The organism is Agromyces mediolanus, assembly GCF_044917495.1.
GTDB lineage: Bacteria > Actinomycetota > Actinomycetes > Actinomycetales > Microbacteriaceae > Agromyces > Agromyces mediolanus_B.
The window spans coordinates 441,911-468,904 of the sequence record NZ_JAVSSI010000002.1; the positions used below are offsets into that span (position 1 = coordinate 441,911).

Annotated in this window: 23 protein-coding genes and 1 pseudogene; 6 read left to right on the forward strand and 18 right to left on the reverse strand. The window is 73.1% G+C overall.

Features of this window, described 5'->3' with window-relative positions:
- Positions 1-64: 64 nt before the first annotated feature.
- Genes ROT00_RS04810 through paaA form a run of 6 tightly spaced genes read right to left on the reverse strand, consistent with a single transcriptional unit; the run spans position 65 to position 4,919 of the window.
- Positions 65-850: an enoyl-CoA hydratase/isomerase family protein gene (locus ROT00_RS04810; RefSeq protein ID WP_404772774.1), complete on the reverse strand. Its 786-nt coding sequence runs from the start codon at positions 848-850 to the stop codon at positions 65-67.
- A gap of 35 nt (positions 851-885) precedes the next feature.
- Positions 886-2,115: a 1,2-phenylacetyl-CoA epoxidase subunit PaaE gene (paaE, locus tag ROT00_RS04815; RefSeq protein ID WP_404772776.1), complete on the reverse strand. Its 1,230-nt coding sequence runs from the start codon at positions 2,113-2,115 to the stop codon at positions 886-888.
- Positions 2,115-2,642 (reverse strand): 1,2-phenylacetyl-CoA epoxidase subunit PaaD, encoded by a 528-nt coding sequence (gene paaD / locus ROT00_RS04820; protein WP_404772778.1) that lies wholly within the window; start codon positions 2,640-2,642, stop codon positions 2,115-2,117. Before paaD ends, paaE begins: the two co-directional genes overlap by 1 nt.
- A complete protein-coding gene (gene paaC / locus ROT00_RS04825) occupies positions 2,639-3,565 on the reverse strand; it encodes a 1,2-phenylacetyl-CoA epoxidase subunit PaaC (protein ID WP_404772967.1) in 927 nt (308 codons plus the stop codon). The genes paaD and paaC overlap by 4 nt, the downstream gene beginning before the upstream one ends.
- Positions 3,565-3,903, reverse strand: a complete 339-nt coding sequence (gene paaB / locus ROT00_RS04830; RefSeq protein ID WP_404772780.1) for a 1,2-phenylacetyl-CoA epoxidase subunit PaaB — start codon at positions 3,901-3,903, stop codon at positions 3,565-3,567. Before paaB ends, paaC begins: the two co-directional genes overlap by 1 nt.
- Entirely contained in the window at positions 3,903-4,919 is a 1,017-nt protein-coding gene (gene paaA / locus ROT00_RS04835; protein ID WP_404772782.1) for a 1,2-phenylacetyl-CoA epoxidase subunit PaaA, read from the reverse strand. The genes paaB and paaA overlap by 1 nt, the downstream gene beginning before the upstream one ends.
- 156 nt (positions 4,920-5,075) lie before the next feature.
- On the opposite strand from paaA, the gene paaI reads away from it, so the two are divergent.
- From paaI to ROT00_RS04850, 3 genes are all read left to right on the forward strand, one after another.
- Positions 5,076-5,492 (forward strand): hydroxyphenylacetyl-CoA thioesterase PaaI, encoded by a 417-nt coding sequence (gene paaI / locus ROT00_RS04840; RefSeq protein WP_404772784.1) that lies wholly within the window; start codon positions 5,076-5,078, stop codon positions 5,490-5,492.
- A 41-nt stretch (positions 5,493-5,533) separates the two neighbouring features.
- Positions 5,534-6,871 (forward strand): phenylacetate--CoA ligase PaaK, encoded by a 1,338-nt coding sequence (gene paaK, locus ROT00_RS04845; RefSeq protein WP_404772786.1) that lies wholly within the window; start codon positions 5,534-5,536, stop codon positions 6,869-6,871.
- A gap of 177 nt (positions 6,872-7,048) precedes the next feature.
- The gene (locus tag ROT00_RS04850) at positions 7,049-7,699 is read left to right on the forward strand and encodes a TetR/AcrR family transcriptional regulator (protein ID WP_404772788.1); all 651 of its coding nucleotides are present in this window, start codon (positions 7,049-7,051) and stop codon (positions 7,697-7,699) included.
- Positions 7,700-7,760: 61 nt separating this feature from the next.
- Here the strand turns inward: ROT00_RS04850 and ROT00_RS04855 are convergent, their stop codons facing one another.
- The 5 genes from ROT00_RS04855 to ROT00_RS04875 form a co-directional block, all read right to left on the reverse strand.
- Entirely contained in the window at positions 7,761-7,985 is a 225-nt protein-coding gene (locus ROT00_RS04855; RefSeq protein ID WP_404772790.1) for a hypothetical protein, read from the reverse strand.
- Positions 7,986-8,180: 195 nt separating this feature from the next.
- On the reverse strand, positions 8,181-8,639 hold the full coding sequence (locus ROT00_RS04860; protein ID WP_404772792.1) for a DUF2871 domain-containing protein: 459 nt from the start codon (positions 8,637-8,639) through the stop codon (positions 8,181-8,183).
- Positions 8,640-8,844: 205 nt separating this feature from the next.
- Entirely contained in the window at positions 8,845-9,189 is a 345-nt protein-coding gene (locus tag ROT00_RS04865; protein ID WP_404772794.1) for a hypothetical protein, read from the reverse strand.
- Between the two features lie 198 nt (positions 9,190-9,387).
- Entirely contained in the window at positions 9,388-12,456 is a 3,069-nt protein-coding gene (locus tag ROT00_RS04870) for a DUF5979 domain-containing protein (protein ID WP_404772796.1), read from the reverse strand.
- 393 nt (positions 12,457-12,849) lie between these two features.
- A complete protein-coding gene (locus tag ROT00_RS04875) occupies positions 12,850-13,047 on the reverse strand; it encodes a hypothetical protein (protein ID WP_404772798.1) in 198 nt (65 codons plus the stop codon).
- A 25-nt stretch (positions 13,048-13,072) separates the two neighbouring features.
- Between ROT00_RS04875 and ROT00_RS04880 the strand changes: the two genes are divergently transcribed.
- Positions 13,073-13,597, forward strand: coding sequence for a CGNR zinc finger domain-containing protein (locus ROT00_RS04880; protein ID WP_404772800.1), 525 nt, complete (start codon positions 13,073-13,075; stop codon positions 13,595-13,597).
- A 134-nt stretch (positions 13,598-13,731) separates the two neighbouring features.
- Here ROT00_RS04880 and paaZ read toward each other — a convergent pair whose 3' ends face one another.
- From paaZ to ROT00_RS04905, 5 genes are all read right to left on the reverse strand, one after another.
- Positions 13,732-15,828, reverse strand: coding sequence for a phenylacetic acid degradation bifunctional protein PaaZ (gene paaZ / locus ROT00_RS04885; protein WP_404772802.1), 2,097 nt, complete (start codon positions 15,826-15,828; stop codon positions 13,732-13,734).
- A 26-nt stretch (positions 15,829-15,854) separates the two neighbouring features.
- Positions 15,855-16,763: a 3-hydroxyacyl-CoA dehydrogenase family protein gene (locus tag ROT00_RS04890; RefSeq protein WP_404772804.1), complete on the reverse strand. Its 909-nt coding sequence runs from the start codon at positions 16,761-16,763 to the stop codon at positions 15,855-15,857.
- Positions 16,764-16,795: 32 nt separating this feature from the next.
- Positions 16,796-17,545: an enoyl-CoA hydratase/isomerase family protein gene (locus ROT00_RS04895; protein ID WP_404772806.1), complete on the reverse strand. Its 750-nt coding sequence runs from the start codon at positions 17,543-17,545 to the stop codon at positions 16,796-16,798.
- Positions 17,542-18,738 carry an acetyl-CoA C-acyltransferase gene (locus ROT00_RS04900; RefSeq protein ID WP_404772808.1) on the reverse strand — a complete coding sequence of 399 codons (1,197 nt, stop codon included), beginning with the start codon at positions 18,736-18,738 and terminating at the stop codon, positions 17,542-17,544. Before ROT00_RS04900 ends, ROT00_RS04895 begins: the two co-directional genes overlap by 4 nt.
- Positions 18,739-18,922: 184 nt before the next feature.
- Positions 18,923-20,242 (reverse strand): MFS transporter, encoded by a 1,320-nt coding sequence (locus ROT00_RS04905; protein ID WP_404772810.1) that lies wholly within the window; start codon positions 20,240-20,242, stop codon positions 18,923-18,925.
- Between the two features lie 195 nt (positions 20,243-20,437).
- Between ROT00_RS04905 and ROT00_RS04910 the strand changes: the two genes are divergently transcribed.
- Complete coding sequence (locus ROT00_RS04910) at positions 20,438-22,570, forward strand: RecQ family ATP-dependent DNA helicase (protein ID WP_404772812.1); 2,133 nt, start codon at positions 20,438-20,440, stop codon at positions 22,568-22,570.
- Between the two features lie 11 nt (positions 22,571-22,581).
- Here the strand turns inward: ROT00_RS04910 and ROT00_RS04915 are convergent, their stop codons facing one another.
- Both ROT00_RS04915 and ROT00_RS04920 read right to left on the reverse strand, forming a co-directional pair.
- Entirely contained in the window at positions 22,582-23,688 is a 1,107-nt protein-coding gene (locus tag ROT00_RS04915; RefSeq protein WP_404772814.1) for a hypothetical protein, read from the reverse strand.
- A gap of 276 nt (positions 23,689-23,964) precedes the next feature.
- Positions 23,965-26,166, reverse strand: a pseudogene (locus ROT00_RS04920) (DEAD/DEAH box helicase); the annotation flags it as partial.
- Between the two features lie 280 nt (positions 26,167-26,446).
- On the opposite strand from ROT00_RS04920, the gene ROT00_RS04925 reads away from it, so the two are divergent.
- On the forward strand, positions 26,447-26,986 hold the full coding sequence (locus tag ROT00_RS04925; protein WP_404772816.1) for a GNAT family N-acetyltransferase: 540 nt from the start codon (positions 26,447-26,449) through the stop codon (positions 26,984-26,986).
- The last annotated feature ends 8 nt before the right edge of the window (positions 26,987-26,994 follow it).

The following is a 26,994-nucleotide window of genomic DNA, read 5'->3' on the forward strand; positions in this document are numbered from 1 at the left end:
GCAAAGCGACCCTCTCGCGGAGTTTGCGGGGCTGCGGGGGTGCGGGGAGGGCGCGAAGCGCCGCTCAGGCGCGGCCGGTGAACTCCGGGCGGCGCTTCTGCTGGAACGCCGCGAAGCCCTCCCGGTAGTCGGCCGTATCGCAGAGCGCCGCCTGCGCCCGGTTCTCCTCCGACATCGAGGCCCAGAGCCCGAGCCGCTCGTCGCGGAGGGCGGCGACGAGCCGCTTCGAGGCGGCGAAGGCGAGGGTCGCCCCGGATGCCGCGGCGCGAGCGGCCTCGCGGGTCGCACCCAGCACCTCCTCGGCCGGGAACACCCGCGAGAAGAGCCCGGCGGCGACCGCCTCCTCCCCCGTCATGAGCCGGCCCGTGACGATCAGGTCCATGGTGCGGTGCGCGCCGAGCCGTTCGAAGAACAGGGCGTGCCCGCCCGAGTCGAGCGTCGCGCCGAGCGCGGCGAACGGCGAGCCGATCTTCGCGGTGTCGGCGACGTAGACGATGTCGCTCGCGACGAGAAGCCCGAGCCCGACGCCGAGGCACGCGCCGTGCGCGACCGCGAACGTCGGCACGGGCAGCCCGGCGAGGCGCTGCAGCAGCGGCTCCACGAGCCCGCCGAGGTAGCCCTCGACGTCGTCCTCGCGGGGGTCGACGCGCGAGATGTCGCGCCCGGCGCAGAACGCCCGGCCCTCGCCGCGGAGCACGAGTGCGCGCAGCTCGCCGGCGTCGGCGAGCCGCTCGGCCTCCGTGAGCGCCGCGGCGAGCTCGCCGAGCGCGCCCTCGTCGAGGGCGTTGAGCTTGTCGGGGGCGTCGAGCACGAGCTCGGCCACCCCGCCGTCGACCTCGAAGCGGATCATCCGTCCCCCCTCACGCCCCGGCCGGACCGGCCGGCTCACACGTCATAGTCCACCGTCACCCGCTCGCCCTTCACGTGCGACTGGCAGGTGAGCACGTAGCCGCGCTCCAGCTCCTCCGGCTCGAGCGCGTAGTTCTCGGTCATCTGCACGCTGCCGTCGACCACCCGCGCCCGGCAGGTGCCGCAGACGCCGCCGGCGCAGGCGAACGGCACGTCGGGCCGCACGCGGAGCGCCGCGTTCAGGATGCTCTCGTTCGCGGCGACCGGGCTCTCCACCGTGGACGACTGCCCGTCGAGGGTGAACTCGATTGTGATCGTCTGCTCGCCCGCGACGATCTCGACCGGGCGCCCGCTGCGCGGCTCCGCCCCGCGGTCGGCATCGGTGGTGAACAGCTCGTAGCGCACCCGCGCGGCGGGGACGCCCTTCGCCTCGAGGGCGTCGCGCGCGAGCTGCACGAGCTCGAGCGGCCCGCAGAGGAACCACTCGTCGACGGTCTCCGGCCGGATCAGGTGCTCGAGCATCGCGTCGAGCTTCTCCGCGTCGATGCGGCCCGACAGGAGCGGCGCGGTGCGCTGCTCGCGGGAGAGCACGTGGTGGAGCGCCAGGCGGGCGGGGTAGCGGTCCTTCAGCTCGGCGAGCTCCTCCAGAAACATCACGTCGAGCGTCGAGCGGTTCGTGTAGACGAGCTCGAACGTCGCGTCGGCCGAGCGGGCGAGCACCGCGTGCGCGAGCGCCATCAGCGGGGTGATGCCGCTGCCCGCGGCGATGCCGACGACGTGCTTGCCGTCGAGCTCCGCGAGCGTCGAGGTGAAGGTGCCCTGCGGGCTCATCACGTCGAGCTCGTCGCCCGCCGCCAGCTCGCTGTTCGCCCAGCTCGAGAAGACGCCGCCGAGGTCGCGCTTGATCGCGACGGAGATGCTCGTGCCGCGGCCGTCGGCGGCGGGCTCCGGCGGACGGCAGAGCGAGTAGCTGCGCCGGCGCTCGAAGCCGTCGAGCTCCTTCCGGAGGGCGACGTACTGGCCCGGGAGGTAGTCGTACTCCTCCGCGAGCTCGGCGGGCACCGCGAAGGTCACCTCGACGGCATCCGCCGTGAGCCGGCGCACCTCGGCGACGGTGAGGCGATGGAAGCGCGCGCGGGGGCGCTTCGCCGGCGCCTCGCCGCCGACCGCCGAGCGGAGCAGGGCGGAGGCGGTCGCGAGGTCCCCGCCGGGCAGCGCCGTGGCGCCGGGCGCCTGCGTCGTCGATCCGAGGTTGCGGGCGGCCATCAGAGCACCTTGAAGTAGTCGAAGGGCTCGAGGCAGTCGAGGCACTCGTAGAGCGCCTTGCACGAGGTCGAGCCGAAGCGGGCGAGCTCGCGGGTGTGCAGCGAGTCGCAGCGGGGGCACTTCACCGTGAGGGCGAGTCGCACGGGACCGGCGTCGCGGGCGGCGGCCCGGCCGGTGGGGGCCTGGATGCCGTAGCGGCGCAGCTTCTCGCGGCCGGCCTCGCTCATCCAGTCGGTCGTCCAGGCGGGGGCGAGCACGAGCTCGACGCGCACCTCGGCGTAGCCGGCCGCGGTGAGCGCGAGCAGCACGTCGTCGCGCATGGCGTCGAGGGCGGGGCATCCGCTGTACGTCGGCGTGAGCCGCACCTCGACCGCGCCGTCGGCGGCGAGCTCGACCGAGCGGAGCACGCCGAGGTCCTCGATCGTGAGCACGGGGATCTCGGGGTCGGTGACGGTCGCGGCGACGTCCCACGCCCGGCGCGCGGCCGGGTCGCTCGGCACCGGCCGCGCGACCGCCTCGGCGGTCACCACGACGCCCCCGGGTGCTGACGGGCGAGCACCTGCAGCTCCGCGAGGAGCGGCCCCAGGTGCTCGGTGTGCTCCCCCCGGCGCCCGCCGCCCGAGGCGGTGAACGCGGTGCGCCCGGCGGGCGGCTCGAGCTCCGCCTCGGCGAAGACCTGCGCGATCGCCGCCTCGGCACCGGGCCGCAGCGCGGACGGCAGCACGGCGACGCCATCGGCGGCGAGCCGGGCGACGAGCTCGTCGTCGTCGAACAGTTCGTCGAGGTACGGCCAGACGTCGGCGACGCCCTGGATCATGCGGCGGCGCGACTCCTCGGTGCCGCCGGCGAGCCGCAGCGTCCACTGCACGGCGTGGTCGCGGTGGTAGTCGACCTCCTTGACGGCCTTCGCGCCGACGGCGGCGAGGGTCGGATCGGCGGATGCCGAGAGCGCCGTGTAGAGCTCGAACCAGTAGCAGGAGGCGAGCAGCTGCCGGGCGATCGTGCACGCGAAGTCGCCGTTCGGCTGCTCGAACAGCCAGGCGTTGCGCCACTCGGGCTCGTCGCGCCAGTAGGCGAGGTCGTCCTCGCTCCGGCCTGAGGCGGTGCCGGCGTAGTGCAGCAGCGAGCGGGCGTGGCCGATGAGGTCGAGGGCGATGTTGCCGAGGGCGACGTCCTCCTCGAGCTCGGGGGCGCGGGTGATCCAGTCGCCGAGCCGCTGCGCGAGCACGAGGGCGTCGTCGCCGAGCCGGAGCGCGTACTCGGCGACGTCCGTCGAGGCGAGGCGGCCGTCGTCGCCGGGGCCGGACGCGGAGCCCGTGCCCGCGAGCTCCTCGGCGAGCGCGAGGCGGTCGACGGAGACCTCGCCGTGCGTATCGGGTGCTCCCTGATCCGGTCGAAGGGCGGCGTCCTGAGCCGGTCGAAGGGCGGTGTCCTGAGCCGGTCGAAGGATCACAGGTGCTTCACCCCCTCGCTCTTCGTGTAGTACACGGCGTGCCGGTAGTTCTTGCCCGCGGGGCTCTCGAAGAAGGCGCCCTTCGCGTCGGGGTCGCTCGTCGTCACGGCATCGGCGGGGACCACCCAGATCGACACGCCCTCGCCGCGGCGGGTGTAGAGGTCGCGGGCGTTGCGCACGGCGAGCTCGGCGTCGGGGGCGTGCAGCGAGCCGACGTGCACGTGGCTGAGGCCGCGGCCGGCGCGGACGAAGACCTCCCACAGCGGCCACTCGCGAGCCCGGTCCGCAGGGCCCGTCTGGTCCGCTGAGCTCGTCGAAGCGCCCGGCGTCGACATCAGGCCACCGCCCCGGCGAGCTCGGCGGCGCGGTCCGCCTGCTTGCGCGCGTACTCGGCGGCGGCCTCCCGCACCCAGGCGCCCGCCTCGTGCGCCTCGCGGCGGCGGCGCAGTCGCTCGGCGTTCGCGGGTCCGCGGCCGGCGAGCACCTCGTGGAACTCGGTCCAGTCGATCTCGCTCATGTCGTACGCCTGGCGCTCCTCGTTCCAGGCCAGCTCGGGGTCGGGCAGGGTGACGCCGAGCACCTCGGCCTGCGGCACGAGCATGCCGACGAAGCGCTGGCGCAGCTCGTCGTTGGAGAAGCGCTTGATGTTCCAGGCCATCGACTGGGCGGAGTTCGGCGACTCGTCGTCGGGCGGCCCGAACATCATCAGGCTCGGCCAGTACCAGCGGTTCACGGCATCCTGCGCCATCTCGCGCTGCGCCTCGGTGCCTTGCACAAGCTCCAACAGGATCTCGAAGCCCTGCCGCTGGTGGAACGACTCCTCCTTGCAGATGCGCACCATCGCCCGGCCGTAGGGCCCGTACGACGCGCGGCAGAGCGGGACCTGGTTGCAGATCGCGGCGCCGTCGACGAGCCAGCCGATCGCGCCCATGTCGGCCCACGTCGGGGTCGTGTAGTTGAAGATCGAGGAGTAGCGGGCGCGGCCCTCGATGAGCTGGCGCATCATCTCCTCGCGGCCGATGCCGAGGGTCTGCGCGGCGGAGTAGAGGTAGAGGCCGTGGCCCGCCTCGTCCTGCACCTTGGCCATCAGGATGGCCTTGCGCTTCAGGCTCGGGGCGCGGCTGATCCAGTTCGACTCGGGCTGCATGCCGATGATCTCGGAGTGCGCGTGCTGGCTGATCTGGCGGATGAGCGTCTTGCGGTAGGCCTCCGGCATCCAGTCGCGGGGCTCGATGCGGGAGTCGGCGGCGATGAGCTCGTCGAACACGGCCTGGCCGGCGAGCTCGTCGGCGGTGGGCTCGGGCTGCTCGGCCGGCTCGCTCGCTCGGCGGAGCGGTGCTGGTGCGGTCATCGTCGACTCCTGTGTCTCTGCGGGCGGCCGGTCACCGGTCGCCGTGGCGAGCGCGGGCGCTCGTGGCATCCGATATTACCAACCGATCGTTCAGTTAGTATATAGTCGATCCAGGCGCCGCAGCAACGGCGCGCTGAACTCGACGAGGAGTGCCAGATGACGGATGCCGCGACCGAACCCGCGCTCAACCGCGAGATGATGCAGCGCGATCGCGCGGCCGCCTGGCTCGGCCTCGTCGTCGAGCGCGACGACCCCGGCCACGCCGTCGTCAGCATGGTCGTGCGCGAGGAGATGACGAACGGCTTCGGCATCACCCACGGCGGCATCGTGTTCGCCCTCGCCGACACCGCCTTCGCGATCTCCTGCAACGAGGACGAGCGCGTCACCGTCGCCGCCGGCGCCGACATCGCCTTCCTGAAGTCCACCGTCCCGGGGCAGACGCTCACCGCCACCGCCGTCCGGCGCACCCGCTCGGGTCGCACCGGCCTCTACGACGTGTCCGTCGTCGACGAGCACGGTGAGCCGGTCGCCGAGTTCCGCGGCCGCTCGATCTCCACGAACCGGACGTTCTGAGCCCGGCCTCCCCGCACCTCTCCCACCCTCAGGAGCCACCAGTGTCGACGACGACCATCCCCCGCCCCGCCTCCGTCTCCGGGCTGCGCGCCCCCGCCGCAGCGGAGCTCGACCCCGAGGAGCGCCTCGACCGCGCCGGCATCGAGGCGCTCCAGCTCGAGCGCCTGCAGCGCACCGTCGCGCACGCCTACGAGCGGGTGCCGCTCTACACCCGCAAGTTCGACGAGGCCGGCGTGCACCCGCGCGACATCCGCTCGCTCGCCGATGTCGCCCGGCTGCCGTTCACCACGAAGGCCGACCTCCGCGAGACCTACCCCTTCGGGATGTTCGCCGTGCCGATGGCCGAGGTCGCCCGCATCCACGCCTCGAGCGGCACGACCGGCCGGCCCACGGTCGTCGGCTACACGAAGGGCGACCTCGAGCGCTGGGGCTCGCTCGTCGCCCGCTCGCTGCGCGCGAGCGGCATCCGGCCCGGCATGAAGGTGCACAACGCGTACGGCTACGGGCTCTTCACCGGCGGGCTCGGCGCGCACGCCGGCATCGAGGCGCTCGGTGCGACCGTCATCCCGATGTCGGGCGGGCAGACCGCCCGCCAGGTGCAGCTCATCCTGGACTTCGAGCCCGACGCCATCCTCTGCACCCCGAGCTACCTGCTGACCATCGCCGACGCCATGGCCGCGCAGGGCATCGACCCGCGCGGGACCTCCCTCAAGGTCGCCGTGCTCGGCGCCGAGCCGTGGACGAACGAGATGCGCCACGAGCTCGAGCAGCGCCTCGGCCTCGACGCACTCGACATCTACGGGCTCAGCGAGGTGATGGGGCCGGGCGTCGGCAACGAGTGCCTCGAGACGAAGGACGGCCCGCACCTCTGGGAGGACCACTTCCTGCCCGAGATCATCGACGGCGACACGGGCGCGGTGCTGCCCGACGGCGAGCGCGGCGAGCTCGTGTTCACCTCGCTGACGAAGGAGGCGTTCCCCGTCATCCGCTACCGCACGCGCGACCTCACCCGGCTGCTGCCCGGCACCGCGCGCCCCGGCATGCGGCGGATCGAGAAGATCACCGGCCGCAACGACGACATGATCATCCTGCGCGGGGTGAACCTGTTCCCGACGCAGATCGAGGAGCTCGTGCTCGGCATCGAGCAGCTCACCCCGCACTTCGTGCTCGAGCTCACGAAGGAGGGGCGGATGGATGCCCTGACCGTGCGCATCGAGCGGCATCCCGCGCTGTCCGTCGAGACCTGCGAGGCCGCGGCGGTCGTGCTCGCCGAGCGGATCAAGGTGCACATCGGCTCGACCGTCGCCGTGCGGCTCGAGGAGCCGGGCGCCCTCCCGCGCAGCGAGGGCAAGTACCGGCGGGTGTACGACCTGCGCTGAGCGCGGATGCCGCGGTGGAGCGCACCCGCGTCCGGGCGCGCACCCCCGTCCGCATCCGCTCCCGCGTCCGGTCCGGGCGCGCACGCGCCACTTCCGCGGCCATGCGCCACTTCTGCTGGCGCGTGGACGCCGAAGTGGCGCAGCCGCACGGGCGGCGCGAGTGAGAGACTGATCCCGATGACCGAGAACCAGAGCATGCGTCGCGGGCGCCCGGGGTACGACCGGCAGGGCATCCTCGACGTCGCCGTCGCCGCGTTCAACGAGTTCGGCTACGACGCCACCTCGATGGGCGTGCTCGCCGACCGGCTCGGCCTCTCGAAGTCCGCGATCTACCACCACTTCGCGTCGAAGGACGAGATCCTCGAGCAGGCGCTCGACACGGCGCTCAGCGGCCTCGAATCGGTCGTCGCCGACGCGGCCCGCCCCGAGCTCGCCGAGGGGGGCACGGGCGAACGCGCCGCCGAGCGGCTCGACCGGGTGCTGCGCGGCGCGGTGCACGTGCTCGTCGAGCAGCTCCCTTCGGTCACCCTGCTCCTGCGGGTGCGCGGCAACACCGACGTCGAGCGTCGGGCGCTCAGCCGCCGCCGCGACTTCGACAAGCGCGTCACGGCGCTCGTGGCCGAGGCCCAGCGCGAGGGCTCGCTGCGCAGCGACATCGACGCGAGCGTCGTCTCCCGCCTCGCCTTCGGCATGATCAACTCGATCGTCGAGTGGTACCGGCCCGGGGGGCGGGAGAACGCCGACGGCCTCGCCGACGACGTCATCGCGATCGCGCTCGACGGCCTGCGGATGCCGACCTCGAATCGCGTCGAGGAGCTCCTCGGCTGAGCCGTCCCGGTTCCCGTCGCGCATGACGGCAGGATTCGCGCATCCGGGGCGAGCCGCCGGCTCAGTGCGAGCGCGCCATCCGCGCCGGCGCAGCGGTGCCGACGCGGCGCCGCAGCCAGCCGCGCCGCGTCGAGACCTCGGCCCCGTCGGCCGGATGCCCCTGCCGCACATGCTCCGCCGCCTCGGCGCTCCGCTCCGCGGCCACCCGGCGCTGTTCGAGTTCCTGGACCATCCGCTCGTCCGCCGCCGCCACGAGGTGCGGGAACGCGGTCTCCGAGATGTGCATGTCGACTCCTCTTGTCGACATTCAGCCTCCGGGCTGAGGCGGGTGGGCGGCATCGGAGGATCGCCCTATTCCTGAGGGCCGGGCGCCTCAGGACCGCCGTGCGCCTCAGGCGGATGCCTCAGACGCGCGGGCGGATGCCTCAGAATGCGGCGCGCATCCGCCGGAGCACCGGGCGGATGCCCGCAGCGAGGTACCTCAGACGGATGCCGCGGACGAGGCATCCGCACCGCCGGCCGGAACGGCCTTCGCCGCGACGATGCCCTTCCGCAGCGCCATCATGAGCAGCACGAGCCCGGCCGTCACGATGATGTGCCCGAGGCCCGCGATGCCGGCGATCGCGGCGTTCGACTCCTCGCCGAGCACCGTCAGCGAGCCGTGCCACGTCATCATCGCGCTCGTGAGCAGCACCCCGGCGTTGTAGACCCAGAAGAACCAGCCGAACAGGGGCGACGCGCTGAGCGCGAAGGCCTTCTCCAGGGCGAGCACGATGAGCATCGCGAGGAAGCCGAGCGTGAGCAGATGGGTGTGCACGACCGAGAGCTGCGTCGCGCCGCCCTCGAGGAAGTCGTTCGCCTTCGTGAACTCGCGGTAGAAGAGGCCGGAGCCGAGGCCGAGCACGAGGTAGACGACGGCGGCGGTGAAGAGGCGGTTCATGGGGCATCCTTCCGATTCACGGGCGCGCCGGGCACCCGGGCACGCTCAGGTGCAGTCTGCTCCGAGGCGCCGTCCGCCGCATCCATCGAACGTTCACGGCTGCGCAGCCCCAGCCCCAGCCCCGAGAACGAACGCCGGGAACGAACCCCCGAGTTGCCCGACTTCCATGAAAGTCGGGCAACCCTTGGGCGGGCGGGCGGCGCGCTCAATAGCCCTGGATCTCGACCGGCAGCGCGTCCTCGACGGTGATCGTGACGGCGACGTCGAGGGGCGAGTCCCAGCCGACGTGCAGCACGTAGGTGACGCCACCGGGGTCGCCGTTGAACTCGTTGCGGTGCGGCGAGACGTTCGACACCCAGATGTCGGCGTCGCCGACGTGGTAGTAGAAGTCCTGGGCCGGCGCCGTCGCGGTCTTCTGCGTCGTGCCGAAGCCCACCTCGCCCGCCGTGATGTGCACGACCGACTTGGCCGTGATCACGCCCGGCCAGTTGAAGTTCTGCACGCTCCGACCGCGGATGCCGCGCCGGACGTAACGGATGGACTGTCCCATGATGCCCTCCCGGACTCGTCGGTGATGCGCCCGACGATCCGCCCGGAGGCCGGCGGCCGCCACGGGGTGGCCCCTGATGCGGGCCCGGGCGCGCACTGACCCGTCCGCCGGACTCCCGCCGGACTCCCGCCGAACCCCGCCGAACCCCGAGTTGCCCGACTTCCATGGAAGTCGGGCAACTCGGGTGCTGGGATCGGGTCATGCGGCGCGGCGGCGGCGCAGGATGCCTCCGACGAGGAGCGCGAGACCGGCGAGCAGCGCGATGCCGCCGCCGAGGAGCGCGACGCCGACGCCGTCCACGCCCGTCGAGGCGAGGTCCTCACCGCCCGTGCGGTCGAGCGTGTTCGTCAGCACGATCTCCGCGACGGTGCCGTCGCCGACGACGAGCGTGTCGGCGCTGAACCGCGCACCCGTCCACTCGGCCCCGTCGACCGCGGCGGGGGTCACCTCGCTGAGGCTCACCCGCGCGCCGTACGGGAGCGGGTCGCTCGCCGAGACGCCGCCGTCGGTCACGGTCAGCATCCCGGAGCCGGCCGCGAAGCCGTCCCCCGCGGGGTAGCTGTACCGCACCGTGAACTCGGCGCCGGCGGGCAGCAGCCCGGCACCGGTGCCCTCGACGTGCTTGCGCACGGCGAAGGACCCGGCGTTCAGCTCGAGCGGGTTCACGACGAGCACCTCGGTCGAGGCATCCTTCCCGACGGTCACGACGTTCGACTCCGAGAACCGCGGCGCGCCCCAGGTGCCGCCCTCGACGGCCGCGGGCTCGAGCTCGCGGATCGTCACGACGGCGCCGGCGGGGAGGTCGCCGATCGCGACCGCGCTGCCGTCGCCGGGCACGGCGACCTCGGTGGGGCCGACCGCGTCCCAGGCGGCGCCCGCCGGGTACTCGTAGGTGAAGCGGTACTCGCGGTCGGCGCCGACGAGGTGCGCGCCCGTGCCCTCGACCTGCTTGCGCAGTTCGATCGCGCCCACGTCCCGCGCGATCGTGTTCGTGAGGGTCACCTCGACCGTCGTGCCGTCGCCGATCGTCACGGTCTCGGGCGACAGGGTGTACCCCTCGGCCCAGGTGGCGCCGACGACGGGCGCGGGGGCCGACTCGCTCAGCCGGAGCACGGCGCCGTAGGGCAGCGGCCCGCTCGAGACGGCCTCGCCGTCGGCGTGCACGACGAGCTCGCCGGAGCCCGCCGAGAATCCGGTGCCGGCGTCGTACTCGTACTGCACGGTGAACGCGTCGGTCGCGGGGACGAGCCCCGCCCCGGTGCCCTCGAGGCGCTTCACGACCGAGAACTCGCCGGTGTTCAGGGCGAGCTCGTTGTCGAGGTCGACCGAGATGCGGGTGCCCTTCACGATCGTGAACGTCTGCTGGCTGAAGACGGGCTCCTGCCAGGTCCCGCCCTCGACGGGGTCGAGCAGCTCCTCGAGCGTCACGACCGCGCCCGCGGGCAGCCCCTCGACGGCGACCGGCTCGCCGCCGGCGGTGACGTCGACGGTGCCGCGGCCGGCCTCGTACACGCCGTTCGCCGGATCCGCCGGGTACGACCACTGCACGGTGAACGTCGGGTCGTCGACGAGGCCGGAGCCGGCGCCGTCGAGGCGCTTCAGGAGGTCGAAGGAGCCGAGGTCGCGGGTGAGCGTGTTCGTCACCCGCACCTGCACCTCGGCCGAGTCGGCGCCCACGGTGACGCGGGCCGGCTCGATGACGGGATCCTGCCAGCTGGCGCCCGGCACCGCGGCGGGGGCGCTCTCGGAGAAGTCGACGACCGCCCCGACCGGCAGCTCCGGGATCTCGACCCGGCTGCCGTCGACGGGCAGCTGCACGGCTCCGCCGCCGGCGGGGATGCCGAGTTCGGCGTTCGCCGCCCAGCGGTAGTTCAGGGTGAAGCTCGCGTCCTCGGGGATCCGCATGCCGTCGGGGTTCACGACGGTCTTCGCGGCGCCGAGCGAGGAGCGCTGGAGCGTCGCGCCGTTCTCCAGGCGGATGTCGGTGACCTGCCCCAGCTTGCCCTGCGTCCCGTCGAGGGTGAGCTCGACGCGGTCGGTCCGGGTGCCGTCGGGGAGGACGAACACGGGGTCCGCCCAGTCGACGTTCGCCGGCTCGGCGGGCTTCAGCTCGTCGAGCGTGATCGTCGTGCCGCGGAACAGCTCGTCGCTCAGGAACGACTCGCCCGCGTGGATCGTGATCGGCTGCTCCTCGGTGACGACGCCGTCGAGCTCGCTCGTGTAGTTCACGGTGAAGGCGGGCGCGAGCGAGGTGTCGCCCGCGAGCTCCTTCGTGAGCCGGAACTTGCCGAAGTTCGTGCCAACGACCGTGCCCGAGCCGGAGTACCGCGTCGCGGTGCCCGTGGTCGTGCCGCTGCGCTCGCCCTCGATCTCCCAGTTCGCGGTGTTCGTGTAGTTCTTCGCCTTCCCGAGGTCGAGCACCTTCACCGTCCAGACGACCTCGTACACGGAGCCGGTGATGCCCTGCTGCCCCTCGGGGGCGGCGCCGCCGAGCCCGGCGACGGAGGTGAACTCGACGCGGAGCCCGTCGTCCGAGACGGTGTACTCGGAGGCCGGCTTCCAGCCGAACTGCGGCGACTGGCGACCGAGCGAGTCGTAGGCGAGGGAGCGGGCCTCGAGCACACGGGGCTCGCCGACGAGCTCGAACACGGTCGTGTCGAGGACGTCCTCGACCGCGACGCGCTGGCCGGCCGGGATGCCGTCGGGGCCCGAGGGCACGCCGACCCACCACGAGATCGTGTCCTCGAGGTTCTGGTACGAGCCGCTCTTCCACGCACCCCAGCCGCCGAACTCGCAGTTCTCGGTGCAGCGGTTCGGGTTCGGGTCGACGGTCACGGGCGTCTGCACGGTACCGAACTCGAAGACGTGCTCGACGGTCTCGATGTTCTCGAGCCACACGTCGGCGAGGAAGGTGAAGGAGCCGCGCATCTCGAGCTCGTGCCCGTCGACGTAGTCGGGGTCGACGGTGCAGGTGATCCGCTCGGCGTCGACGACGCACTCACCGGCGGGCTGGCCGTCGGGGTCGAGCATCGGGAAGCGGTCGGCGAAGCCGCGCAGCCCGTCGGGCAGCTCGACGACGACCGCGACCGGGTTGGATGCCTCGCCGGGCACGCTCCAGTCGACGGTGAGCTCCTGACGAGTGCCGTCTGGGATCTTCGACGTCTCGAATCGGACGTCGTCGATGGAGATGGGGGTGCCGCTCGCGGCGTTCGCGGCGGGAACCGCGATGAACACGTTCGCTGCGACGGCGAGGAGGAGGCTGAGCACAGCCGCAATGGCTGTCCTCGCTCCGCGGTGGCGACCGGGGGTGGCCGCGCGCACGAGGCTCGACAAGACTGCATTCCTTCCTTCGGGTACGTCCGACCGAGCGGTCCGGGGACGACCGATCGGCGACCCGTCGGGAGGGTGCACTGAAGGAGCGCGTGCGGAGCACGCGCCTGCGCGCGGACGTGCCGGGCACGTCCGCGCGCAATGCGAGCGCCGGTTCGCGTTCGGGCGCGGACCGGGCGTCCTGTCGGGTCAGGACGGGCGGCCATCACTGCCGCCACTTGAGAGATGGCGGCGGGGCCGAATCATGACGCCAGTTCGACAGAACATTTTCTCGGCGCTTCGACGAGCTCAGCGCCACCCCTGGTTCGCTGAGCCCGTCGGAGCGACCCGTCAGCCGAGCTCGCGACTCGCGGCGGCCGGCACGGCTATCGGGATGGCCGCGACATCCACTCGGCGCACGCCGCAGCCGGCGCAGCGGACGTACTGCACGACGCCCTCGGAGGTGCGGTGCGCCGATTCGACGAGCCAGCCGTGCTCGTGCGCGGCCGCCCGCTCCACCGAGATCCGAGGCGCTGCGCTTCCGGTCATGCCTCCACGATGATGTAATGCCATTATGCATCTCAACCCTTACGGCGAGTACGCGGTCCTGCTGGCCGCCTCGCTCGCCGACGACTGGCCGACCGATCGCGCGGGCATCGAGGCCCGCACCCGCGAGTTCGGCATGACGATGGCGTTCCCGGTCGGCGCCGACGACCACGCCGGCACCCGACGCGTCATCGACGCCTGGCTCGAGGTCGTGGATGCGCCGAGCGATCCCGAGCGCGCCGCCATCCTGAACGCCCAGATGGCGGCCGTCGCCGCCTATCCGCGCCTCACCGAGCACGACGGCGAAGGCTGGCACCTGCACTACCGCGACGAGCTGCAGACGCTGCCCGAGGTGCTCGCTGCGGTCATCGCGGTCGGGACGGCCCTGCACCTCACGACCCGCGGCATGAGCCGGCTCGGCCGCTGCGAGGCCGCCCCGTGCGCGAACGTCGTGGTCGACGTGACCCGCAACGGGCGGCAGCGCTACTGCTCGGTGCGCTGCGCGAACCGAGCGGCCGTGCGCCGGCACCGCGAGCGGCTGCACGCCCGCTGACGGCGCCGCCCGCGTGCGCGGCCCGCCGGGCCCGGCGCGCGAAGTCGCGCGAATCGCTCACGGCGGCCCCGGCATCCAGCTGTTCGTGCGACTCCGCGACACTCGCGCGGGTGGCCACCGCGGATGTGCCGCACTCAGGCCGCGAGCGGCTCCTTCGCGACCAGCGTCAGCACGTCGTAGCTCGCCACGAGCTCGTCGCGCTGGTTGCGCAGCACCGCGTCCCAGCGCACCTCGCCGTACTCGTCGGTCTCGCGCGGGGTGATCTGCTTCGCCGTGAGCTCCACGCGGATCTCGTCGCCCGGCGACACCGGCGTCATGAAGCGCAGGTTCTCGAGCCCCGAGTTCGCGAGCACCGGGCCCGGCTCGGGGTCGACGAAGAGTCCGGCCGCCCACGACACGAGCAGGTAGCCGTGCGCCACCCGGCCCGGGAAGAACGGGTTCGCCGCGGCCGAGGTCTCATCCATGTGCGCGTAGAAGGTGTCGCCCGTGAACGCGGCGAAGGTCTCGATGTCGTCGAGCGTGACGGTGCGGGCGGCGCTCCGCACCTGGTCGCCGATGCGCAGCTCCGCGAGGGACTTGCGGAACGGGTGCCGCTCCCCGCTCGCCGCGTACGGACGGGCGGATGCCCCGGCGTGCCAGACGCCCGTAAGGGCGGTCAGCATCTCGGGCGAGCCCTGCACCGCCGTGCGCTGCATGTGGTGCAGCACGGCGCGGATGCCGCCGAGCTCCTCGCCGCCGCCGGCACGACCGGGTCCGCCGTGCACGAGGTTCGGCAGCGGCGAGCCGTGCCCGGTCGAGGTGCGGGCGTCGTCGCGATCGAGGAACAGCAGGCGGCCGTTGTAGGCGGCCACGGTGCCGGCGAGCGCGACCGCGACCTCCGGGTCGTGCGTCGCGACGCTCGTGACGAGCGACCCGCCGCCGCGGGCGACGAGCGCGGCCGCCTCGGCGAGCGAGCGGTAGCCGACGATCGAGGAGACCGGACCGAACGCCTCCACCTCGTGCAGGGCGGGGCTGTCGGCGTCCGCGAAGCGCAGCACCGTCGGGGCGACGAAGGCGCCGTCCGGCAGCGTGCCGCGGGTGCCGTCCGCGCGCAGCACCTCGGGCTCCCCCGGCGCACCGATGACGCGCTCCCCGCCGGCGGCCTCGAGCTTCGCGAGCTGGCGCAGCACCTCGTCGCGCTGCTCGGTCGAGGCGAGCGGCCCCATCGTGACCCCCTCGGCGCGCGGGTCGCCGACGACGACGCGCTCGGCGATGCGGGCGCGCACCGCCTCGATGACGTCGTCCACGGATGCCTCTGGCACGATCGCCCGGCGGATGGCGGTGCACTTCTGCCCCGCCTTCGTGGTCAGTTCGACGACGAGCTGCTTCACGTAGGCGTCGAACTCGGGCGTGCCCGCGATCGCATCGGTGCCGAGCACCGAGGCGTTGATCGAGTCGGTCTCGCTCGTGAAGCGCACGCCGCCGGTCTGCACCGAGTCGTGCGCGCGCAGCCGCTCGGCCGTCGAGGCGGAGCCGGTGAAGGCGACGAGGTCGCCGAGCCGCAGCTCGTCGAAGAGCCCGGGCACGCTCCCCGCGACGAGCTGCAGTGAGCCGGCGGGCAGCAGACCCGACTCCACGAGGATCCGCACCATCGCGACGGCGAGGTAGCCGGTCGGGGTCGCGGGCTTCACGAGCGTCGGCACGCCCGCGAGGAAGGCGGGGGCGAACTTCTCGAGCGAGCCCCACACCGGGAAGTTGAAGGCGTTGATCTGCACGGCGACGCCGGGCAGCCTGGTGTACACATGCCGTCCGAGGAATGTGCCGTCTTTCGAGAGCTGCTCGACGGCGCCGTCGACGTAGACCTTCGCGTTCGGCATCTCGCGCCGGCCCTTGCTGGAGTACGTGAAGAGCACGCCGATGCCGCCGTCGATGTCGACCCAGGAGTCCTGCTTCGTCGCCCCGGTGCGGCTCGAGAGTTCGTAGAGCTCGGCCTTCCGCTCGGTGAGCGCGAGCGCCATCCGCTTCAGCAGCACCGCGCGCTGGTGGAAGGTCAGCTCGCCGAGGCTCGCCTGGCCGACCGTGCGCGCGTGCTCGAGCGCGCCGGCGAGGTCGAGGCCCTCGGTCGAGACGCGGGCGACGACTTCGCCGGTCGCGGCGTCGCGCACCTCGCTCGTCGCGGCCGAGGCATCCGGGCTCCACCAGGCATCCCGCACGTAGCTCTGCAGCGCCGCGTCCGTCCGGATCTCGCTCATCGTGTCCCTCTCGATCGTCTGCGCGCTCACGGCGCGTCCCACAGGTAGAAGCCCTCGCCGCTCTTGCGGCCGAGGCGGCCCTCGGCGACCATCCGCCGGAGCAGGGCCGGCGGCTCGAAGCGCTCGCCGAGCGTGCCGCCGAGGTACTCCGCGATGCCGAGGCGCACGTCGAGCCCGACCAGGTCGGTGAGCCGCAGCGGACCGACGGGATGCTTGTAGCCGAGCGTCATCGCCCGGTCGATGTCCTCCGCGGAGGCGACCCCGGCCTCGAGCATGCGGATCGCCTCGAGGCCGAGCGCGACGCCGAGCCGGGAGGAGGCGAAGCCCGGCGCGTCGGCGACGACGATGGGCGTCTTGCCGATCGCGTGCACCCAGCTCTGCGCCTCGACGACGAGCGCGGCGTCGCTCGCCCGGCCGCGCACGAGCTCGACGAGCGCCGACGCCGGCACCGGGTTGAAGAAGTGCATCCCGAGGAAGCGCTCCGGCCGGTCGAGCAGCGCCGCCAGCTCGTCGATCGAGATCGAGGAGGTGTTCGTCGCGAGCGCCGCCTCGGGCGCCAGCACCGCTTCGACACGGGTGAGGGCGTCGGCCTTCAGCGCGAGCTCCTCGGGCACCGCTTCGACGACGAGACCGCACCCGGCGAAGTCGGCGAGCTCGGTGCTCGTCGCGAAGCGCGCCGCGTACGCGGCCTCGCCCTCGTCCGCGGTGCCCCGCTCGATCGACGCGGCGACGGCGTCGCGCACCCGGCGGCCCGCGGCCTCCGCGGCGTCGGCGTCGCGCTCGACGACCGTCACCCGGGAGCCGGCGAGCAGGAAGGCGTGCGCGATGCCCGCGCCCATCCGCCCGCCGCCGAGCACGCCGACTGCGGCGGGAGCGCCGGCGGGCGTCGTCCCGCTCGGCCGGCGCGCCTCGCTCACCTGGCCCGCCTCGCTCACCTGGCCCGCCTCCCTCACTTCGCCCGCCTCGCTCACTTGGCCCGCCTCTCCAGGAACTCGGTCATCCGCCGGACCTTCTCCGGGCTCTCGAAGAGCGCCGCCTGCTCCTCCAGATCCACCGCCGGATGCGCCGCGCGCGGCGCGCGGAAGACCCGCTTCGTCGCCATCGTCGCGGCGCGGTCGTTGCGGGCGATGCGGTCGGCGAGGGCGTGCGCCGCGGGGAGCAGCTCCTCGGGCGGATGCACCGTCGAGATCAGGCCGATCGCGAGCGCTTCCTCGGCGTCGACCGCGCGGCCGGTGAGCAGCAGCTCCATCGCCCGGGCATCGCCGACGATCTCGCGGAGCCGCCAGCTCGCGCCCGCAGCGGCGAGGATGCCGAGGCCCGTCTCCGGGTTGCCGATCTTCAGCGACGGGGTGCCGATGCGGAGGTCGGCCGCGTACGCGAGCTCGGCCCCGCCGCCGAGGGCGTAGCCGTCGAGTGCGGCGATGACCGGCATCGGCAGCTCGGCGATGCGGATGAAGGCGTGCGCGTTGATGCCCTTCCGGGCGTCGTCGGCGCGACGCTCCCGCAGCTCGGCGATGTCGGCGCCCGAGGCGAAGACGCCCCCGGCGCCGGTGAGGATCAGGATGCGCGGATCCGCCTCGAGCTCGGCGCAGAGCTCGTGCAGCTCGTCGATCATGGCCTGGTCGATGGCGTTGCGCTTCTCGGGGCGGTCGAGGGTCGCGACGACCCGGTCGTCGCGGCGCTCGATGCGGAGCATCCGGCTGTTCGCGCCGCTCATCGCACCGACTCCAGGATGACCGCGGCGCCCTGGCCGACGCCGACGCACATGGTGGCGAGACCGTAGCGGGAGCCCTCGCGCTCCATCCGGCCGAGGAGCGTGACGAGCAGGCGCGAGCCGGAGGAGCCGAGCGGATGCCCGAGCGCGATCGCGCCGCCGTCGGCGTTCACCCGCGCCTCGTCGAGCCCGAGCCGGCGGATGCACGCGATCGACTGGGTCGCGAACGCCTCGTTGAGCTCGACCGAGCCGATCTCGTCGAGGTCGATGCCCGAGCGCTCGAGCGCCTTCTCGGTGGCGGGCACCGGGCCGAGGCCCATGATCTCGGGCGCGAGGCCGGCGCTCGTGCCGACGACGACGCGGGCCCGGGGCACGAGGCCGTAGCGTTCGACCGCAGCGCCGCTCGCCACGACGATCGCCGAGGCGCCGTCGTTCAGGGAGCTGGAGTTGCCCGCGGTGACGACGGAGCCACCCGCCACGACCGGGCGCAGGCCGGCGAGCGCCTCGAGCGTCGTCTCCGGTCGCGGCCCCTCGTCGACGAGGACCTCGCCGGCCCGGGTGGCGACACCGACGATCTCGGCTGCGAAGCGTCCCGCGGCGATGGCGGCGGCGGCCCGCTGCTGCGAACGGAGGGCGAAGGCATCCGCCTCCTCGCGGGTGATGCCGTCGACCCGCGCGACCTCCTCGGCCGTCTCGGGCATCGCGAAGGTGGCCTTGTCGCGGGCGAGCAGCTCGGGGTTCGGGAAGCGCCAGCCGATCGAGGTGTCGTAGGCGGCCCCGGGCTTCGCCCAGGCGCGCTCGGGCTTCTGCTGCACCCAGGGCGCGCGGGTCATCGACTCGACGCCGCCGGCGACGATGAGCTCGGCGTCGCCCGCCCGGATCGCCTGCGCGGCCATGGTGACGGCGGACATCCCGGAGGCGCAGAGCCGGTTGACCGTGATGCCGGGCACCTCGTCGGGCAGGCCCGCGAGCAGCACGGCCATCCTGGCGACGTTGCGGTTGTCCTCGCCGGCCTGATTGGCGGCGCCGAGGATGACCTCGTCGAGCTCGCCCGCCTGATCGGCGCTGATCCCGGCGCGGGCGACCGCCTCGCGCACGACGAGGGCGGCGAGGTCGTCGGGGCGGACGCCGGCGAGCGCGCCGCCGTAGCGACCGACCGGCGTGCGCACGCCTCCGACGAGATAGGCCTCGACCATGCGGGTCTCCTGACTGCGTTGTCTGCGACGGCGGATCGCCTGGTCGAATTCCTGACCGAGCGTTCGGAAAGTAATTATGGCATGCCCCGCCCCACCCTGCACATCCTCCTCCGAAACCGACTTGCCCGACTTTCAGGAAAGTCGGGCAAGTCGGACTCCGCGTGCGGGTCGCGCGGGATGACGGTCAGTCGAGCAGGTCGACGCCCTTCGTCTCCTTCACGAGGGAGACGCCGATGAGGGAGATCACCGCGGCGATCGCGATGTACAGCCCGATCGTCCACGAGGCGTGGAAGGCGTTCATCAGCGCCTCGGCGATCATCGGCGCGAAGGCGCCGCCCAGGATGGCCCCGAGCGCGTAGCCGATCGAGACGCCCGAGTAGCGCACGTTCGCCGGGAACATCTCGGCGTAGAGCGCCGCCTGCGGGCCGTACGAGAGCCCGAGCCCGAAGGTCATCACGAACAGCGCGACGAAGTACCAGACGATGTTGCCGGTGTCGATGAGGAACCACATCGGCACCGCCCATAGCGCGAGGAACACGTAGCCGATCTGGAACGTGCGCACCCGGCCCAGCCGATCGGACAAGCGACCGCCCCAGAGGGTGAAGATCAGCCAGCCGAACGAGGCGAGCGTCGTGGCGAGCAGCACGGTGGGACGATCCATGCCGAGCGCCGCGACGGCGTAGGTCGCGAAGTACGCGATGAGGAGGTACCCCGCGGCGTTGTTCGCGATGAAGATGACCGCCGTGAGCAGCACCTGCTTGGTGTTGCGGCGGAAGAGCTGCCCGAGCGGCGTCGAGGACTCCTTGCGGCGGCGGAGCAGCTCCTCGAAGACCGGGCTCTCCTCGACGGCGCGGCGGATCACGTAGCCGACGATGATGAGCACGATCGACAGCAGGAACGGCACGCGCCAGCCCCACTCGAGGAACGCCTCGGGCGACATCGAGCTCGTCAGCAGCCAGAGCGTGAACGTCGCGAGGATCATGCCGACCGGGACGCCGATCTGCGGGAACGCGCCGAAGAAGCCGCGCTTGCCGGTCGGCGCGTGCTCGACGGCCATGAGCGCCGCGCCGCCCCACTCGCCGCCCGCGGAGAAGCCCTGCAGGATCCGCAGCAGGATCAGCAGCACGGGCGCGGCGATGCCGATCGCGGCATACGTCGGCAGTAGGCCGATGAGCGAGGTCGACAGCCCCATCATGATGAGCGTGAAGACGAGCATCTTCTTGCGCCCGAGCTTGTCGCCGAGGTATCCGGCGACGATGGCGCCGAGCGGGCGGAAGAGGAAGGAGATGCCGATCGTCGCGAAGGAGAGCACCTGGGCGAGGCCCGGGTTCGACTCCGCGACGGGGGCGAGGAAGAGGGGCGCGAGCACGAGGCCGGCCGCCTGGGCGTAGATGAAGAAGTCGTACCACTCGATCGAGGTGCCGACGAGGGTGCCGGCGAGCACCTTCCGCTCCTCGGGGGACATCCGCTCGGCGCGAGCGGGATCGGTGACAGCTGTCGACATGCGAACTCCGTTGTTCGTTCGGGCGGGGCCGGCACGGGGGATGCCGGGCAGGGACCCCTGCAGATCATGGGACATTTCCTGACCGATTGTTCGGTCGGGAATCCCGAGCGTAGCGCATCGGTCCCGTTTCCTGGAAGGGCGGGGACTTCCCGCCGACTGAATCGGCTGTCAGCGGGATCGGGCAGGCTGGATGCCATGACCGAACTGCGCCCCGCCGCCCTCGACGCCCTCCGCGAGCTCGTCGGCCGCGACGACGTCGACTTCCACGACGGCCAGTTCGAGGCCATCCGCGCGCTCGTCGAGGAGCGCCGCCGCGCGCTCGTCGTGCAGCGCACCGGGTGGGGCAAGTCGGCCGTCTACTTCGTGTCGACGCTGCTGCTCCGCCGCGCTGGCGCCGGGCCGACCCTGCTCGTCTCGCCGCTCATCGCCCTCATGCGCGACCAGATCGCGGCGGCCGAGCGCGCGGGCGTCCGCGCCGTCGCCATCAACTCGACCAACGCGCACGAGTGGCGCGAGGTCGAGCAGCGCCTCGCCGCCGACGAGGTCGACGTGCTGCTCGTCTCCCCCGAGCGGCTGAACAACCCCGCGTTCCGCGAGACCCAGCTGCCCGGGCTCGTCGAGCGCATCGGCCTCCTCGTCATCGACGAGGCGCACTGCATCAGCGACTGGGGGCATGACTTCCGGCCCGACTACCGGCGCCTGCGCGAGCTCATCGCCCGCATGCCCGCCGGGGTGCCGGTGCTCGCGACCACGGCGACCGCGAACAGCCGCGTCGTCGCCGACGTCGCCGAGCAGTTGGGCGCGACCGTGGCCGACGCCTCGGGCCGGCTCACGACAGGCGGGGCGGATGCCTCGGCCGAGGTGCTGACCATCCGCGGGCCGCTCGCCCGCGCCTCGTTGCGCCTGGGGGTGCTCGAGCTGCCCGACTCGCCGAGCCGGCTCGCATGGCTCCTCGGCCACCTCGACGAGCTGCCGGGCTCCGGCATCATCTACACGCTCACGGTCGCGGCGGCCGTCGACACCGCGCGGCTGCTGCGCGAGCACGGCCACGAGGTGCGCGCCTACACCGGGCAGACCGACCCCGACGAGCGCGCCGAGTCCGAGGGCATGCTGAAGCGCAACGAGGTGAAGGCGCTCGTCGCCACGAGCGCGCTCGGCATGGGCTTCGACAAGCCCGACCTCGGCTTCGTGCTGCATCTCGGCGCCCCCTCCTCGCCGGTGGCGTACTACCAGCAGGTGGGCCGCGCCGGGCGTGCGACCGACAACGCCGACGTGCTGCTCCTCCCCGGCGTCGAGGACCGCGACATCTGGCACTATTTCGCCACCGCGTCGATGCCCGACGAGGAGCGCGCGAGCCGCGTGATCGCGGCGCTCGGCGAGCAGCCGGTGTCGACTCCGGCGCTCGAGGCGATGGTCGACATCCGGCGCACCCCGCTCGAGCTGCTGCTCAAGGTGCTCGACGTCGACGGCGCGGTGCGCCGGGTGCAGGGCGGCTGGGTCGCGACCGGCGAGCCCTGGGTCTACGACGCCGAACGCTACCGCCGCATCGCCGCCGAGCGGGTCGCCGAGCAGCAGCACATGCTGGAGTACGAGCGCACCTCCGAGTGCCGCATGGCGTACCTGCAGCGCAGTCTCGACGACGACACGGCGACCCCGTGCGGGCGCTGCGACACCTGCGCCGGGCCGTGGTACCCCGCCGCGATCGGCCAGGAGGCGACCGCGGCCGCCCGCGGCGCGCTCGACCGTGTGGGCGTCCCGATCGAACCGCGCGCCCAGTGGCCGACGGGAGCCGACTCGCTCGGCGTCCCGGTGAAGGGGCGCATCCCCGTCGAGGCGCGGGCCGCCGAGGGCCGGGCGCTCGCGCGCCTCACCGATCTCGGCTGGGGCGGTGTGCTGCGGGAGCTCTTCGCGGCGGGCGCGCCCGACCAGCCGGTGCCGCCGCGCGTGCTCGACGCCTGCGTGCGCGTCCTCGCCGAGTGGGGCTGGGCCGAGCGACCGGCCGCCGTCGTCGCGATGCCGTCCCGGTCGCGCCCGCAGCTCGTCGACTCGCTCGCGCGCGGGCTCGCCGAGATCGGCCGCCTACCGTATCTCGGCGCGCTGCAGCCAGTCGACGGCGGGCCGAGCGGCGGCCCCGGCGGCAACAGCGCGTTCCGCCTCGCCGGCGTCTGGGGGCGGTTCTCGGCCGAGGGGCTCGAGCTCCCGGCCGGCCCGGTGCTGCTCGTCGACGATCAGGCCGACAGCAGGTGGACGCTCACGGTCGCCGCCCGCGCGCTGCGCGAGGCGGGCGCCGCCGAGGTGCTCCCCTTCGTGCTCGCGCTGCGCGGCTGAGGCGCCCCGCCTCAGCGGATCTGCTCGAGCACCGCCTCCGCGATGGCGGCCGGGGCGTCGTGGCTCTGCACCCGGTACACGGAGTCGCCGGCCTTGAGCAGTACCGTCGTCGCCGCACCGTCCGAGACGCGCACCACGTAGGCGGCATCCCCGTCCACGAAGCTCGGCGAGCCGCTCAGATCGAGCGGTTCGTAGACGTTCGACAGGTCGGCCTCGGCCATCAGCGCGAACTGCTCGCCGGCACCGATCACCGCGTCGATCGTGGGGCCCGGAATGCCGTCGACGGTGTACTCGCAGCGGTAGGCGCGGGATGCTGCGGCGACCGCGTCGCGGAAGCTCGTCGGTGCCGACGAGGTGGGATCGACCGCGGTCGCCTCGATCGAGTCGGCGCCGAGCGCCATGCCGATGCCCTGCGGGTCGAGGCCGCCGGTGCAGACGGCGTCGCTCTGGCGCTGCCCTGCGGCTCGCGGCCAGTCGAGCTGCTCGGCGCTCGCCTCGGCGAGCACGGGGAACGCCGCCTCGCCCACGGAGACGAGCCGCCCGTTCATCTGCTCGGCGTCGTAGTCGCCGTAGACCGACCCGCCGGTCACCAACCCGGGTGCCGTCAGGCGGATCATGACCCACGCCTCGCCGACCGGAGCGGTGAGCTCCCAGCCGGTCTCCCCCGCACCGCGGGAGGCGGTGATGCCCGCGACCTCGACCGTGTCGGTCGAGGGCGAATCCCCCAACCAGGCGGGCTGCCACTCGCCGGCTGCGCCGGGCAGCACCTCGACGCTCAGATAGGCGATCTCGCCGCTGCCGCCCAGGATGTCGCTCGGGGCGGGGCCGACGCGCCAGGAGCAGCCGAGTCCGCCGGCTGCGGCGAGCTCGATGGCGCCGAGCGCGGCGGTGCCCTGGATCGCCGCTTCGGGCTGCGGCGTGCCGTCGCCCGCCGGGCTCATCGCCGTGGCGAGGACGTCGTCCGGCACGAGCGCGGCGCAGTCGAGCGGGCCGGCGACGGAGGTCGGCTCGGGCGACTGGCTCGGCGCGGCGGTGGTCGGCGCGGGCGCGGGCGCAGCGCACCCGGCGAGCAGGAGGGCGAGGGCCGCGACGGCCGGGATGGCGAAAGCTGAGCGCATGTCGCCACGCTAGCGCCCCGCGAGGGGCCGGCAGCTCAGGGACGCCCCGGAAACGGAAGGATCCGCCCGCCGAACTGGGGCGGCGAGCGGATCCTCGACGTGCGCGGTCGCAGCGCGACCGTGGATCGTCTAGCCGGCGGCGGGCGTCTCGCCCTGCTCGACGGATGCCTCGTCGGCCTGCTCGGCGTCGGCCTGCTCAGCCTCGGCGGCCTCGACCTCGACCTCGGGCGCCGCGGCGACCGGGGCCTCGGCGGGCGCCGCGACATCGACCGGTCCGAGGTCGTACAGGAGCTCGTCGCCGAGTCGCACGTCCTCGAAGTCGACCTCGATCTCGGCGCGGTCGAGCAGCTCGTTCATGCGACGCTGCCGGTTGCGCGGGATGAGGGTCACGACCCGGCCCGTGCGTCCGGCGCGGCCCGTGCGGCCCGAGCGGTGCAGGTACGTCTTGTACTCGTCGGGCGCGTCGGCCTGGATGACGAGGTCGATGTCGTCGACGTGGATGCCGCGGGCCGCGACATCCGTGGCGACGAGCACGTCGACCCGGCCGCTCGTGAGCTGCTGCAGGTTGCGGGTGCGGCGCGACTGGTTCAGGTCGCCGTGGAGGGCGACAGCGCGGACGCCGGCATCCTCCAGGTGCTCGGTGAGGTCCTCGGCGAACGCGCGGGTGCGCGAGAAGACGAGGGTCTTGCCGTCGCGGTCGGCGAGCTGGGCGACGATGTCGCGCTTGTCGCGGTTGTCGATCACGAACACGCGGTGCTCGATCGTGCCGGAGGCCTGGTCCTCGCCGGCGACCTCGTGCACGGCCGGGTCGACGAGGAACTCGTCGACGAGCGCGGCCACGCCGGTGTCGAGCGTCGCCGAGAACAGCAGCTTCTGGCCGCCGTCGCGGGTCTGGCGGAGGATGCGCTGGACGGGCTCGAGGAAGCCGAGGTCGCACATGTGGTCGGCCTCGTCGAGCACCGTGATGCGGATGTCGGAGAGGTCGAGGTGCCCCTGCGCGAGCAGGTCCTCGATGCGGCCGGGCGTTCCGATGACGATGTCGACGCCACGACGGAGGGCGCCCACCTGGCGGGCCTGCGGCACGCCGCCGTAGACCTGCGTGGTGAAGAGCCCGACGGACTGGGCGATCGGCTGCACGGTGCGGTCGATCTGCAGCGCGAGCTCGCGCGTCGGGGCGAGGATCAGGGCGCGGGGCGCGCGACCCATCTGGCGCTTGCGGCGGCCGTCGGGGCCGTCCTCGACATCGCGCTGCTGCTCGGCCCAGAGCTGCATGAGCCGCTCGACGGTGGGTGCGCCGAACGCGATCGTCTTGCCGGAGCCGGTGCGGCCACGACCGAGGACGTCGCGGCCCTCGAGGACGACGGGGATCGTCGCGGCCTGGATCGGGAACGGCGACTCGGCGCCGAGCTCCTTCAGCGCGCGGACGATGTTGCCGCCGAGGCCGAGCTCGCCGAAGCCGATGCCGTCGACCGCGTCGGCCTGGATGGCCTGCGCCTCGAGGCGCTCGAGCACGACGTCGTCCTCCGGGGAGAAGCGGGCGCGCTCGTCCTTCGCCGGGTAGAACTCCGACGGCCGGCGCTCGGAGTCGCGGAAGCCGGGACGGTCGAAGTCGCGGCGCGGGGCGCGCTGGTTCGCTGAGCCCGTCGAAGCGCCATCACGATCGAAGGAGCGACGCGGACGGTCATCCCGATCGAACGAACGCGCGGGACGCTCATCGCGGTCGAAGCGACGCGGGGCGCGATCGTCACGATCGAAGGACCGACGCGGACGGTCGTCCCGATCGAAGCGACGCGGCGCACGCTCGTCACGGTCGTACGAACGAGTCGGCCGGTCGTCACGACGCGGGGCCCGATCGTCACGGTCGAAGCGACGCGGCGCACGGTCATCCCGATCGAAGCGACGCGGCGCACGCTCATCACGATCGAACGAACGAGCCGGACGCTCATCCCGATCGAAACGACGCGGCGCACGCTCGTCACGGTCGTACGAACGAGCCGGCCGGTCGTCACGACGCGGAGCCCGGTCATCGCGATCGAAGGAACGACGCGGCGCACGCTCATCCCGATCGAAGCGACGCGGCGCACGGTCATCACGGTCGAAGCGACGCGGCGCACGGTCGTCACGATCGAAGCGACGCGGCGCACGGTCGTCACGATCGTACGAACGACGCGGCCGCTCGTCCCGGTCGAAGGAACGCGGCGCGCGCTCGTCACGATCGTACGAACGGCCCCGACGGTCATCGCGCTCGTCCCGGCTGTCGCGCTCGGAGCGGTGCGGGGCGCGACCGCTGGCGGTGCGCTCGTCGCGAGTCCAGCGCGGCTTGCGGTCGGACGCCTCCTCGGGGCGGTAGCCGCGGTGGCCGGGGCTGCGCGAGCCGGGCTTGCCGCTGCCGGCCGGGCGACCGGCGCGGCTGCTCTTCGCGTAGGAGGGGTCGAAGTCGTGGGCTCGTCCGCCGGCGGGCTTCTTGTTCTTCGGCATGCTGGTGCTTCCTGGGTTGTATTCGAGTACATGGCGATGCCGCCGCGGGGCGCGGCGTACCGAGAACCCGGGAGCATCGTCGACCGGGGCCGTTCACATACGGTGACTATCCGCAGCCTGATGCTGCAGAACCGGCCCTCAGGACTCACAAACCCATCCGCGCACAGCGCGGTGTCCAGAACCGACCTCCCAACGATACCCGATCGCCGCTGGGAAAGCGCCGGGCATCCTGCGCGTGCGCCGAAACCGCGCGGAAACACGCGACGCATACCCTCTCCTCGTGACCAGCACCGTGTCGATCCGCATCGAAGCCCCCCGCCAGCCCGAGGTGGAGCGCCTCCTCGCCGGCAGCAGCGAGTACTCCTTCTCGCTCGGCTACCCGCCCGAGGCGTGCTTCCTGCTCGACGTCGGCCAGCTCGAGCAGCCCGGCGTGCGGCTCTTCGTCGCCCGGAACGGCGCCGGCGACGCGCTCGGCATCGCCGCGCTCGTCGAGGACGGGCACGCCGACGACGAGCACGCGGCCGTCTACGCCGGTCGCGGCGAGCTGAAGCGCATGTACGTCGACGAGGCGGCACGCGGGCTCGGCGTCGCCGGGCGCCTGCTCGAGGCGATCGAGGCGGATGCCGCGGCGCGGGGCCTGCGGGAGCTCGTGCTCGAGACCGGCACCCTGCACCTGCCCGCCCAGGCGCTGTACGCGAAGCACGGCTACCGGGTGATCCCGCACTTCGGCCCGTACGTCGGCGAGGAGTACAGCGTGTGCATGGCGAAGCCGCTGGCTTCGCATTCGGCCGACGCAGAGGTAGCATCGCTGCACCCCTGAACCCGGAG